The sequence below is a fragment of the Pseudoselenomonas ruminis genome (genome assembly GCF_008271295.1).
GTDB classification, from domain to species: domain Bacteria; phylum Bacillota; class Negativicutes; order Selenomonadales; family Selenomonadaceae; genus Selenomonas_A; species Selenomonas_A ruminis.
The window spans coordinates 1-12,733 of the sequence record NZ_VTOY01000011.1; the positions used below are offsets into that span (position 1 = coordinate 1).

Below are 12,733 nucleotides of genomic sequence, written 5' to 3' on the forward strand. Positions count from 1 at the left end.
GAAGCATCTTCGCAAAAACTCGCACAACCGCTTGCCAGTCAAGGCTTTGAGCTGTTTTTGTCTTTGCTGTATCTCTCAGCGACTTGTATTATGATACACGTCTTTGAATGAATTGTCAACACCTTTTTGCTAAAAAATTTAAAAATCCTTAAATTACTTTTTGAATAGCAACGCGGGCGAATCCCGCCATGAGATTCGCCCGCATCTTTCTTCTTAAATTAGAGCTGGATATTGGTAATAATACGTCCTAAGCGCGTACCCGAAAGCAGATTCCACATCCACTTGATGGCAACCGTCAAGTTCGTATGCGCACCAGCCAGACGGATAAGATGTACGAACATCCATGCACACCAAGCAATGAAACCGGTCAGCTGCGGATTCATGCTGGTCTTGTTGACTACTGCCTCGCCACGGCCAATCGTTGCCATTGCCCCCAAATCCTTATAATGGAAATCAGCCAGATCCGACTGCCCATGAATGAGCTTCATGATATTGTCATGGGCTACCTGTGCCTGCTGGGTAGCTACCGGTGCTACCGTCGGCAGCGGACGCTCCGTGCCATGATGGAAATTCGCACAGTCGCCAATTGCAAATACATTTTCACTGCCTTTGACCTGCAGTTTTTCATTGACCACCACCCGGCCTGCGCGGTCAACTTCACCACCGCAATTGGCGATAAACGGCACAGCCTTTACTCCGGCAGCCCAAATGACAGTCCGTGTAGGAATCTCACGGCCGTCTTTTAATTTCAACGTGTTCCCATCATAATCTACTACCTGGGTATTGAGCATGACATTTACTCCTTTGCGCTCCAACACTTTTACCGTGTGGTCGCGAAGGTTCGGTGCCATCATCGGAAGCACGTTATCGGTAGCCTCAATCAGGCTGACACTTACCTCATTAAAGTCGAGGTGATGATATTCTTTTTTCTGAATGCCAATGAGCTCCGAGATTGCGCCGGCTTCCTCTATCCCCGTCGGACCGCCGCCGACGACGACAAAACTCAGCATGCGGCGGCGCTCTTCCTCGTTGTCTTCATGCTTATTCGCGCGCTCAAACATGTGAAGGACATGGTTGCGGATATGAATAGCCTCCTGCAGGGTCTTCATGCCAAAGGAATTTTTTTCAACATTTTCCATGCCAAAGAAATTGGTGGTTGCACCAGCAGCCAGGATAAGATAATCGTAGGCAATTTCCCCATGATTGGTCAGCAGCACTTTGCGCTCCTGGTCAACGCCCTGTGCTTTTGCCATAAAGAATTCCACATTCTTGTTCTTGCGGAAGAAGGTACGAATCGGATATGCGATTTCATCCGTGGAAAGGACTGCTGTAGATACCTGATACAAGAGCGGCTGAAACAGATGAAAGTTATGGCGGTCCACTAAGGTGACTTCCACATCATCCTTCGCGAACAGCTTTGCCAGTTTTACACCGCCAAATCCTGCACCAACAATTACGATACGAGGTTTTTTGTCTGCCATGATAAAGCCCTCCCAGAATTATCAAATTTCCCTCAAATTTTCACCATTGTCGTGAAAGTGAAAAAAATCACTTTAACACCTATGGGTACTATCATAACATGATATCGTACAAATGCAAGTATAGATTTACATTTTTCTGTAAATTTATTATTATGTCCTATTTAACTGTAAATCTGCACCTTATTTTATCTTTCTTCCATGTTTTTATTCGTGAAAACAATCACTTGGATAAAATAAGAAATTCAATATATTGCAGTTTGTGGGGTAAAGAGGGGCCAGTTCGAGATAACTCGTCGGCGGCGAGGGACACAGTACCAACGCTCCGCCGGTGACAACCCGCTACAAGAAATTTTTGCCTTTTAATTAAGAGTTGGAAAACAGTTAAACGCGCTTCACTTGAACGAAACTGCTTTTCCAACGAGAACGCAGGCAAAAATTTCTTGCTTAACGCGGAACGTCAAGGCTGCGCTTATGGTAGTGTGTCCCCCGCCGCCTGGGATAGTGCCGACACTAAGCTGTCTTCCCCTCTGGGGGGCGGTGAAAGTTCGTGTCCGTTCCAACCTCAGCCGCCGCTTAGGACAGTGCCATAAACGAAGCGTTTGATGTTTTCCGTTAAGAACGAAATTTTTATCTTCCCCATTCGTCGAAAAAATGTAACCGTTCAAGCGAAGCGCGTTTTGAATTTTTTCGATGCTTAATTAAAGATAAAAATTTCGTTTAGGAAAACATCTCCCGCGTAGTGTTGGCACTGTCCCTAGCGGCGGCGAAGAGCTGTTTCGAACCAAACCTGCTAACCTACAAATTGTAATTTGCAAAAATTCCTGCTGACTCATCAGAGTCAGCAGGAATTCATAGTTGTAAAATATTTTTTAGTATCTTTTTCGTTTCACCGAAGATGGATATCCCAGCTGCTCGCGGTATTTCATAACCGTACGACGGGAAATATCCATCTTGCGTGCTTTTAGCAGTTCGCAGAGCTTCTGGTCACTGAGCGGTTTGTGCGGGTCCTCGCCCTTTATCAGCTCGGTAATCGCTTCTTTGGCCTGTGCCGCGGCAAAATCCGCCTCGCCGCTGTCCTTAGCCAAATTGGCAGTAAAAAACTTCCGCAACGCCATAACGCCATGGGGGAACTGTGCATATTTATTGGCTACGGCACGGCTTACCGTAGATTCATGGACACCAATTGCATCCGCCACATCCTTCATCGTCATCGGATGCAGTCCCTTGATTCCCTGCACCAGAAAATCCGGCTGACGGTTCAGAATTTCTTCCACCACCTGACGAATCGTCGTGCGGCGTTGTTCAATGCTGTTAATCAGCCAGGCAGCCGCATTAAGCCGCTGGGTGATGTATTTCCTGGTCTCAGCATCGAAGGATTCGGCATGCTGATAAGCGGCAGAAATTCTAAGCTGCGGTATATAGTTATCATTAAGCGTGATACGATAGGCGCCGTCCACCTCCTGAACCACTACGTCCGGTGTGATAAAAGATGCCTTCTCCCCGCCATAAGCCGCCCCCGGTTTGGGGTCCAACCGACGGACGATATCCACTGCCGCCTGTACATCCTGTGCCCGGCATTGCTCTGCCGCCGCAATCTTCTTGATTTGTGCGTCCGCCACTTCATCCAAATGATGGTCAATAACCGACGCCACCAGCCCCTGATAAATTCCCTGCCGTTTGGCCTGAATCCGCAGGCATTCCGGCAAGTCACGGGCTGCGACACCAGCCGGTTCAAACTCCTGCAGCTGCCGCAACACGGCTTCCACCGCCGGAAGTTCCGCCGCTGTTGCCCGCGCGATTTCTGCCAAAGGAAGTGTCAAATAGCCATTGTGATCCAAAGAACCGACGATAAAGACAGCAATTGCCCGTTCAAACGAATCCGGGAACGCAAAATTCACCTGGTCTATGAGTTCCTCTTCCAGCGTCATGGCAACAGGCTCTGCCACCTCTAACGACTGCTCGGAATCTTCCCCGTAGTAACCCGAGGCTCTGCCGCCTTCCCCCAGGTAGTCAACCAGCCGCGACATATGTTCTGCCTGTAAAAGATTCTCCTCTGCAGGCGCACCATCGCCGTAGTCTATTTCCAAAGCAGGGTTTTCCAAATATTCTTTTTCAATCTCGGACCGAAGATCCTGCGCTGAAAGCTGCAAAATCCGGATAGCCTGCTGCAATTTGACCGTCATTGCCAAATGCTGCGAAAGATTGAGATTAAGTGATTGTTCTGCTTGCATGGAAAGCTCCTTCGATGGTAAAATTTCCGTCCCCGAAAATCCTTGCCTTATTTCTGGGACATTGCTGCCGCAATAGCAGCACCGAGGCCTGAGCCGCCGTTTTCAAGAACCGTATCGATTTCGGCAGCATCCTCGCCGAGCAGCTCCGAGAGTGCCCGCATGATATTTTCTTTAGCCAGTGGCATTTTTTCATAGACGGAACCGTCAATAGCAATATGCTGCTTCTGCGGCTTGTCCTTGCCAGCCAGCTGCCAGATAATGCCTACATAAGAGGCCGTAACCAGGCGCGCCGAGCGGATAACCAGCGCCGAGGCCAGCTCCTGAACCATTTTGCAATCCGCCGTATCCAGCGTTTTGCCAGCCTTCTTGGCTACGATTTCAGCAACCTTTTCACGGGCAGGGCTTTCGTCCACAATGATATTGCTCATATCGATGCTCGTAAAGCCATAACCTTTGCCCGGCTCCTCCAGCAGCTCTGCCAACGCCATGCCAAACAGTTCGCCCATATAACGGCCCGAAACCATCTTTTCCAGGCGCTGTTCACCCGGTTTTTCCGAAGCCTTATCAAAGGCGATATCGAAGCGGTTCGGAATCAGCTTCATGAAGCCACCGGATTCCAGATTCAGAATCATCGGCGCCTCTGCACTGTCCGCATACGGCTCCAGATAGCAGGTATTGTGGCCCGTCGCATAGATAGAACCGATGTAAACGCCCGGCTGCTTGTAAGCAGCAGCCAGCAGAACCGCAACGGTATCGTTGATAACAGCCGTCGGCTGGACATTGTCGATTCCCTGACGATGCAGCGCTTCCTTCAGGAGGTCATTGACTACCTTCCCCTCAACACCGGCCGTAGCAAACTCCTTCGTCCAGATAATGAGTTTAGCATTATAAAGGTCCGTCTGCTCAGACGGGAACGAGAACGTATGACCAAGCAGGTATTTTTTCTCATGGTCGCCTTCCACAGCCTCATCCACGAGTTCTGCAATGAAGTCAAACATCTGCTCAGCCGTAGAACCAGCACCGACAAAGTCATAGACACCTTCTACGCGCAGCGGTTTTGCCACTTTTTTGACTATCTCGAACTTGCCTTTGCCCTCCAGGCGGATGCGCAGGACACGTACATTAGTGCCACCAAAATCCAGGGCCAGATACTCGCCAGTCTCCTCGCCTGTCGGAAGTCCGACATAGGATTTGAGCATGCGCAGCGAAGATTCGTCAGGGTCATCAAGTCCCTTGACCAAGTCATACCGGAAGTCCGCTGCAATTTCATGCAGCTGCTCCCCGCTTACCGTAAACTCCCGGATGATGTCGTCAAACTGATTCTTGTCGAATGCCATGATTACTGTCTCCTTTACCTCTTAAATTTATAAGTCATTGCTGATTTTCAGCAATTTCCTCCAAATATGCCCAGCGGTCCATGAGGTGTTCCAGTTCCGCCTGCAAGCGGCTCTCCTCTTTGCTGAGTTCATTGAGCTTGCCATAATTGGCTGCATTCTGCTCCATCTGAAGCTGTACAACCTTAAGCTCGCCCTCCTTGCTGGCTATAATGCCTTCAATTTCTGCATATTCTTTCTGTTCTTTAAAGGAAAGTTTCTGTTTTGATTCCGTACGCGGCGCACGGGATGATGGCTTTGCCTCGGTGGCGAGTTTCTTCGCTGCCGGCTTTTCCTCTGCCTGTGCTTCCCGCTCTGCCACCTTTTCCTTGTAGTAGGAATAACCGCCGGAATACATAGTCAGTCCGCCATCGTCTTCATAGACAAAGACTTTATCGACCAAGCGGTCAACAAAGAAACGGTCATGCGATACAAAGACAATAGCGCCACGGAAATCGTCGATAAAGTTCTCCAGCACCGCCATCGTCTCAAGATCCAAATCATTGGTCGGCTCATCGAGCAGCAACACATTCGGCTCCTCCATCAAAATCCGCAGAAGGTAGAGCCGCCGTTTTTCCCCACCGGAAAGGCGGGAAATCGGCGTCCACTGCAAATTGCCGGGGAACATAAACCGTTCCATCAGCTGAGAAGCCGATACGCGCGTGCCATCCGCCAGCGTGATATGATGGGCCGCTTCCTGGATATACTCAATCGCCCGCAGCCGTTCATCCATCTCGTCATTCCGCTGTGCAAAATAGCCAATCTTAACCGTCTGGCCAATGGTAACCGTACCACTGGTGGGCTGCAGCCGTCCCGAAAGAATATTCAGCAGGGTTGTCTTGCCCGTGCCATTGCGCCCCAGGATTCCCACCCTGTCATTGCGCAGCAGCGTATAGGAAAAATCCTTCAGGATGGTACGTCCATCCACTTCATAATGAACATTCTCCAGCTCGATAACCGTCCGCCCCAGCCGGCTGCCGGCCAAACCGATTTCGACCGTGCCCCGGTCCAGGTCGACCGTTTGATTCTTTACTTCTTCGTAGCGTTCAATGCGCGCTTTTTGCTTGGTCGAACGCGCCTGGGCGCCACGGCGAAGCCACTTGAGCTCATTGCGCAGGAAATTCTGGCGCTTCTGTTCGCTAGCCTGTTCCTGCTCAATGCGGGCTGCTTTCTGTTCCAGAAAATCGGAATAATTGCCGCTGTAAGTATAGGCCTTGCCCTTGTCCAGCTCCAGAATTTTCGTCGAAGTGTGGTCAAGGAAATAGCGGTCATGCGTAACCATCAACAAGGCGCCTTTGCGCCCCTTGAGGTATTCCTCCAGCCAGTCAATCGTTTCACTGTCCAGATGGTTTGTCGGCTCGTCCAAAAGCAAAAGATCACAAGGCTGAATCAGCGCCGTCGCTAAAGCCAGGCGCTTTTGCTGTCCACCGGATAAGGTTCCGGCCTTAGCCGTATAATCCGTGATACCGAGTTTATTCAGTACCATTTTAGCCGTGCTTTCCAGCTGCCAGCCATCCAGCTCATCAATCTTTTCCGTATACTGCATGATTTGCCGCTGCACGTCTTTGTCCTCGGGATTCCGCGCGGACTGCGCCAAGGCGAGCTCGTAGCCGCGTAAGGCCTGCATCAACGGCGTCATTCCACGAAATACTTCCATTAGAACGGTATTTTCCGGCTCAAAGACCTTATCCTGAGCCAGATATTCCACCCGCAGGCCGCGCATCGTGACCACAGAGCCTTCATCGACCGGAGTGAGTCCGGCAACGGCCTTGAGAAAAGTCGATTTTCCCGTGCCGTTCACACCGACGATTCCGACTTTGTCGCCATCATCCATGCTGAAATTAACTCCTGCAAAGAGCTGCTTTTCGCCATAACTCTTCGTGAAATTTTCTATCGTGATTATCATGCTATATACATCCTAACTTACAACATGCCCTTTTATTATAATCGTTCAAAAAGTAAAAACCTAGTACAAGAAATGTAACTTGTTACAACGAACCAAAATACGCCAAAATCGTCAGATTCAATACATAAATATACCTCTCTCCTAGCGGAGAGAGACCTATTTATACGATTTCTTCATGTTCTTCTGTCAGCTCGTTGGCCAGCTTGACCAGCACGCGGGTAATGCGCGCGCCATCAACCTCCTCGACAAAGAGCAGATTGCCGCCCGCGGCTGCCATCTGGCCGACCTGCGGTTCGCCGCCAATCTGGTCATAAAGCCAGCCGCCCACGCTGTCCACATCTTCATCCTCAATCCGGACTTCGAGAATGTCTTCGAGTTCTTCAAGCAGCATCTTGGCATCTACCGAATAGACGCGGTCGCCGCGGCTCTCGGCCGTAGGCCGCTCCTCATCGAACTCGTCCTGGATATCGCCTACGATTTCCTCAACGATATCCTCAATCGTCACCATGCCGGCAGTGCCGCCGAACTCATCCACCACAATTGCCAGCTGCGAATGGCTGCTCTGCATTGTTTTGAGCAATACGTTGACATCCATGCTCTCCGGAACCACCAAGGCCTTGCGCGAAAGCTTCCGCAGGTTCGGCTTGCGCCCTTCGACCATCACCCGCATAAGGTCTTTGACATGAAGGAAGCCGATAATATGATCCTTATCTTCCCGGCATACCGGATAACGGGTAAGCTGTTCTTCCATGATAATGTCCAGATTATCTTCAAAACTGTCTTCGAGATAAAGAACCACCATATCCGTGCGCGGCGTCATGATTTCCCGCACGTTAAGTTCCGTAAAGTCAAAGACGTTGTCCACAAAATCGGCTTCGGTGTCATCAATAAGCCCCTGCCGATGGCTTTCCTCCATCAGCAGGCGTATTTCTTCTTCGGTATGGGCATTTTCGCCCTCCGAAGCAGCTTCAAAGCCCATCTGTTTCGTCACCCAGTTGGCTACATGATTCAGCAGCCAGACAAACGGATACATGATTTTATGGAAAATCAGCATTGGAAGCGCTACCGCGAGCATTATTTTCTCCACGCTCTGTATAGCCATTGTCTTTGGCGTGAGCTCACCCATGATGATATGCCCGGCCGTGATGATAGAAAATGCCAGCACCAGGGAAATCGTATGGCCAATGCTCTCATCCATCCCGAAAAGCCGCGTAACCGGCAGGATTATCGTGGCCACGGCCGGCTCACCGACCCAGCCCAGCCCCAGCGATGCCAGCGTGATTCCGAGCTGGGTAACCGAAAGCGATGCATCCAAATGGTCTGTGAGCCGCTTGGCATAAACCGCCCGCTTGCTCCCTTCCTGAATCAGTGTCTCGAGTCTGGACGGGCGGATTTTTACACAGGCAAACTCCGCCGCCACAAAAAATCCATTCATAAAGATGAGAAAAGCAACCAGTACTAATTGCAATAGTATCGGCACAATATCCAAGGTATCGTTCCCTCCTGATTAGTTCGCACCAGGCTTCTTGTGCGAGGCCTTTTTATCATACGCCTTATACGGGCGGTTCTTCTTTTTCTTCTCAGCCTGAGGCTTTGCCTGCCCCTTAGCCTTCTTGATTGGCTTAAACGTAATTCCCAGCCGTTTTTCCAGCTGCTCGAGTTTATATGCCTCTTTGATATCGGCCAGCGTAACGACCGTTCCCTTTGCCCCGGCACGCGCCGTGCGGCCCGCACGATGCTGATAGGTCTGGGCATCATCCGGCAAATCCAGATTGAACACATAGTCAACACCTTCAATGTCGAGGCCGCGTGCCGCCAGGTCCGTAGACAGAAGCAGCTGGACTTTTCCCTTTTTGAGGTCGGCAATTGCCTTCTGACGGGCCTGCTTATTCTGATGGCCCAAAAGCGAAGCTGCCCGAATGCCATCATACTGCAAATGGGCCAGCGTCTTTTCCGCATCAAATACGCGGTTGATGAATACCAGACCGCGCTTTACGCCAAGATTCCGCGTAAGTTTGCGGACATTTTCTATTTTATCACGAAACGGAGTCATGAGATAGTAATTTTCCCTGGCCTCCCTGGCGGCCATATCTTCCTTAACGACGATGTGCTCCGGACTCTCCAGGAACTCAGCCCGGTCCATCGCCTTTTTCGGAGCTGTCGCCGAGAATAAGATAACCTGACGGTCCTTAGGCAAAAGTTTTACAGTCTCCACCGTATTGTCAAGGTTCTGGTCATCGAGCAAGCGGTCAAATTCATCGAGCACCAGCAGTTTTACCTGCTGCAGTTTGAGCTTGCCTTTGCGGGAAAGCTCGATAATACGTCCAGCCGAACCGACAATGAGCTGCGGCTTCTCTTTGAGTTTATCGATTTGACGCGCGATATTCGCCCCGCCGATAATCCCCTGCACCTTAATACCAAGACCTGCCTGCTGGCTAAGTTCCCTGGCCACATTGGCAATCTGCATGGCCAGCTCGTAAGTCGGTGCCAGAATGAGCACCTGTGCCTGACGAATTTCCGGGTCAATCTGCTGCAATGCGGGCAGCAGATATGCCAGCGTCTTTCCCGTGCCAGTCGGTGCCTGCCCCACCAGATTCTGGCCGGCCAGCACTTTGCCGATGGTCTTTTCCTGTATCTCCGTCGGCTTATTGAGGCCCTGTTTAGCCAGCACTTCACAAAGTGATTCCGTTATTCCTAAATCTGCAAAAGTTGTCATAGTCTCTCCTTACTTGTTATGACAGCAGCGGTTTATCATGGCTGTCATCAAATGTTGCCGTACAACGGGGATAGTTGCTGCACCCCCAAAAGACTCCGTTCTTGCCGCGAATCTGCCTGAGATGTCCCTCCCGGCAGCGCGGACAGAGGTATTTGTCCTTATCCGCCTTTTTGCTTGCCGCGCTTTCATTTTCTTTCATGTGTTCCAGCGGACTTGCCGAGTACTTCGGCTTATTATTCCAATCCTGCCAGTCGCTTTTCCGAGGCTTTGCGGCCTGATAACTTTGCATATCCGCCGCCATCTGCGCTTCGTAATCAGCCGGCGAAAACAGGCTGTTGAGTTCATCCATATCCTGGCTGGACGGAGCACTGTATTCCTGCGCCGCATAAGACACCACCGGCTGCGGGGAATACGCCCGTCCCGGGCGCACTGCCGGATGATTCCCGGACGCACTTTCCTGCCGGGCCAGTGCCGACGCCGAAATCGTCGTTGGCGCCATGTGACGCGGGCTGCGGGTAAGACGCATCCTGGCATCTTCCATATCGGGCTTGCCCTCTTTGTCATTACAGGTCATGCGGCACTTGGGGTAGTTGGAACAGCCCCAGAAAATGCCATTTTTCCCCTTGCGCTGCAAGAGGACACCCTGATGACAGGACGGACAGATATTTTCGCCCGTGACTTCCATCTTCACGGCGCCCGCTTTCTCACAAAGGCGGGTTGTAAAGTCAATCTGCCCCTTGAGGAACTCCTCGAGTGAACCATCGCCCTCCGACATGGAATGAAGCTTATCCTCCCAAATTGCCGTAGAATCCGGATAAGTCATTTCATCGGGCAAGGCATCCACCAGCAAATAGGCCGCCGGAGTCGGGCTCAAATATTTCTTCTTGCCCTTGGCCGTCATGAACTTGCGCTTGATGAGGTCATCGATAATCGTCGCCCGCGTAGCCTCGGTGCCAATGCCATAAACATCTTTCAATTGCTTCTTGGCTTCCGGATTTTTGACGTATTTATGGATTTCCTTCATGCCGGCCAGCAGCGTCGATGGCGTGAACCGCACCGGCGGCTTCGTTGCCCGCTGGGTAATGTCCCCGGCGGACCAATTCACGCCATCCTTTTTCTTCATCGCCGGCAGCGTCCTGCTCTCATCTTCCTCTTCTTTGCTGTCGTCCTCTTCTTCCACCTTTTTCCGCTTGGACTGATACATGATTTTCCAGCCTAAATCGCGCTCCGTGCGGCCGCTGGCCGTGAAGAGCTCTTCCTTATAGGTGACCTCTACCTTCGTCTGGTCATAGACATGAACCGGATAGAACTGCGCGATATACCCGCGCGCAATCAGATGGTAGAGATTTCGCTCTTCTTCTGTCATCGTCAGGACATTGGCCTTCACCGTTGTCGGTATGATGGCATGATGCGCGGAAATCTTTTTATCGTTCCACGCGCGGCTCTTTGTCTTGACATCAGCCTTTGGTGCCCACTCTGCCACCTCAGCGTCGCCAGCCTCCGCCAGATTGCGCAGGATTACTCCGGCGTCGCCGAACTGGTTAGTCGGCAGATACTCACAATCCGAACGCGGATACGTCGTGAGTTTTTTCTCGTAAAGCTTCTGGGCCGTATCCAGTACCAGCTGCGGCGCATAGCCATACATCCTGCCGGCCAGCACCTGCAGTGTCGACAAAGAAAACGGCAGGGGCTGCGGTTCCTGCTTCTTGGTTTTCTGATAGGCCGATATCACACCATCGAGGGGAGCCTTGCCAAATGCGGCCAGTTTCTCTTCCGCGATCTGCTTATCCACCAGCCGGTTTTCGCTGTCCAGCCCCGCCATGGTATCCTTGGGTTTCCACTGGGCCTGAAAGCTCCCATTCTCATGGGTAAAGGTACCCTTGATGGTATAGTAGTCCACCGGCTTAAAATTTTCAATCTCTCGTTCCCGGCGCACCACCAGCGACAGTGTCGGGGTCTTGACCCGTCCGATGGGAAGTACCAGCTTATCGTGGCCAGCCCGCCGGGCAGCTAACGTATACGCCCGAGAAAGATTCATGCCAATCAGCCAGTCAGCCCGTGCTCTGGCCAAGGCCGATTTTTTCAGATTGACGAAATCCTTATTTTCGCGCAGACTGCTATTGGCCTTTTTGATGCTCTTCTCATCGAGCGCATTTAGCAAAATTCGCTTTACCGGTTTGGTCATGCCGATATAGTCGAGCACCTCATCCACCAGCAGCTGGCCCTCACGGTCCGGGTCACCGCCATGAACGATTTCATCCGCTTTTTCAATCAGCGATTTGACGATGGCAAACTGCTTCTCACAATCATTGGCCACGAATAATTTCCACTTATCCGGAATTATCGGCAAATCTTCTGCCCGCCACCGTTTGAAACGCGGATCGTATTCATCCGGTTCCGCCTGGCGCAGGATATGGCCAAACAACCAGGTAACAATCCCTTCCCCCGTCTCCAGATAACCATCATGACGAATCACCGGGCCGGCCAGACACTTTGCCAGTTCACGCCCAACACTCGGTTTCTCGGCAATATATAAACGCAATGTAACAGTCTCCTCTTCTAACACTATCCCACGATATAAGCAAGCAGGCAGTAGGCTCCATAGACGAACAAGCCTACCCACAATAAGATAAACAGCGAAGCGCCAATCATCAGCAGCGGCATATAGCGGGCAATGCGCTCTGCCTTCATCTCGGCCTCCCGCCGCACATGCGAGGGCAGCATATTCGTAAGACCGCATACCGCCGCCGGAACGATAACCATATCATCCAATATCCCCGCCAAAGGAACGGTATCGGGAATAATATCTATCGGACTCACCAGATAAACAACCGCGAGCCCCAGCATGGCCTTGATGCGCCGTGGCGTATCCCGATGACGCAGTGCGGTCAGCAATACAATCAAATCATAGCGGAACAATTTCAAAAAACTTAAGAATCTGCGCATCTTCATCCTCCTCGCAGCGGTCATTTCTTCCCTATATAATATAGCCCCATTGTATCATTTATGCCTGCTGATGAAAAGAA

The 12,733-nt window shown here is 51.2% G+C and carries 8 protein-coding genes; all 8 read right to left on the bottom strand.

Features of this window, described 5'->3' with window-relative positions; translation table 11 throughout:
- Positions 1-218 precede the first annotated feature (218 nt).
- The gene (locus FZ040_RS10890) at positions 219-1,481 is read right to left on the bottom strand and encodes an NAD(P)/FAD-dependent oxidoreductase (protein ID WP_149172008.1); all 1,263 of its coding nucleotides are present in this window, start codon (positions 1,479-1,481) and stop codon (positions 219-221) included.
- Positions 1,482-2,350: 869 nt separating this feature from the next.
- Entirely contained in the window at positions 2,351-3,712 is a 1,362-nt protein-coding gene (gene rpoN / locus FZ040_RS10895) for an RNA polymerase factor sigma-54 (RefSeq protein ID WP_149172009.1), read from the bottom strand.
- Between the two features lie 47 nt (positions 3,713-3,759).
- Positions 3,760-5,049, bottom strand: a complete 1,290-nt coding sequence (locus FZ040_RS10900; RefSeq protein ID WP_149172010.1) for a hexokinase family protein — start codon at positions 5,047-5,049, stop codon at positions 3,760-3,762.
- Between the two features lie 34 nt (positions 5,050-5,083).
- Positions 5,084-6,991 (bottom strand): ABC-F family ATP-binding cassette domain-containing protein, encoded by a 1,908-nt coding sequence (locus FZ040_RS10905; protein ID WP_149172011.1) that lies wholly within the window; start codon positions 6,989-6,991, stop codon positions 5,084-5,086.
- Positions 6,992-7,151: 160 nt separating this feature from the next.
- The gene (locus FZ040_RS10910; protein ID WP_149172012.1) at positions 7,152-8,480 is read right to left on the bottom strand and encodes a hemolysin family protein; all 1,329 of its coding nucleotides are present in this window, start codon (positions 8,478-8,480) and stop codon (positions 7,152-7,154) included.
- 18 nt (positions 8,481-8,498) lie between these two features.
- The gene (locus tag FZ040_RS10915) at positions 8,499-9,707 is read right to left on the bottom strand and encodes a DEAD/DEAH box helicase (protein ID WP_149172013.1); all 1,209 of its coding nucleotides are present in this window, start codon (positions 9,705-9,707) and stop codon (positions 8,499-8,501) included.
- 16 nt (positions 9,708-9,723) lie between these two features.
- Positions 9,724-12,249 carry a DNA topoisomerase III gene (locus FZ040_RS10920; protein ID WP_149172014.1) on the bottom strand — a complete coding sequence of 842 codons (2,526 nt, stop codon included), beginning with the start codon at positions 12,247-12,249 and terminating at the stop codon, positions 9,724-9,726.
- A gap of 23 nt (positions 12,250-12,272) precedes the next feature.
- Complete coding sequence (locus FZ040_RS10925; RefSeq protein ID WP_149172015.1) at positions 12,273-12,653, bottom strand: YkvA family protein; 381 nt, start codon at positions 12,651-12,653, stop codon at positions 12,273-12,275.
- Positions 12,654-12,733: the final 80 nt, after the last annotated feature.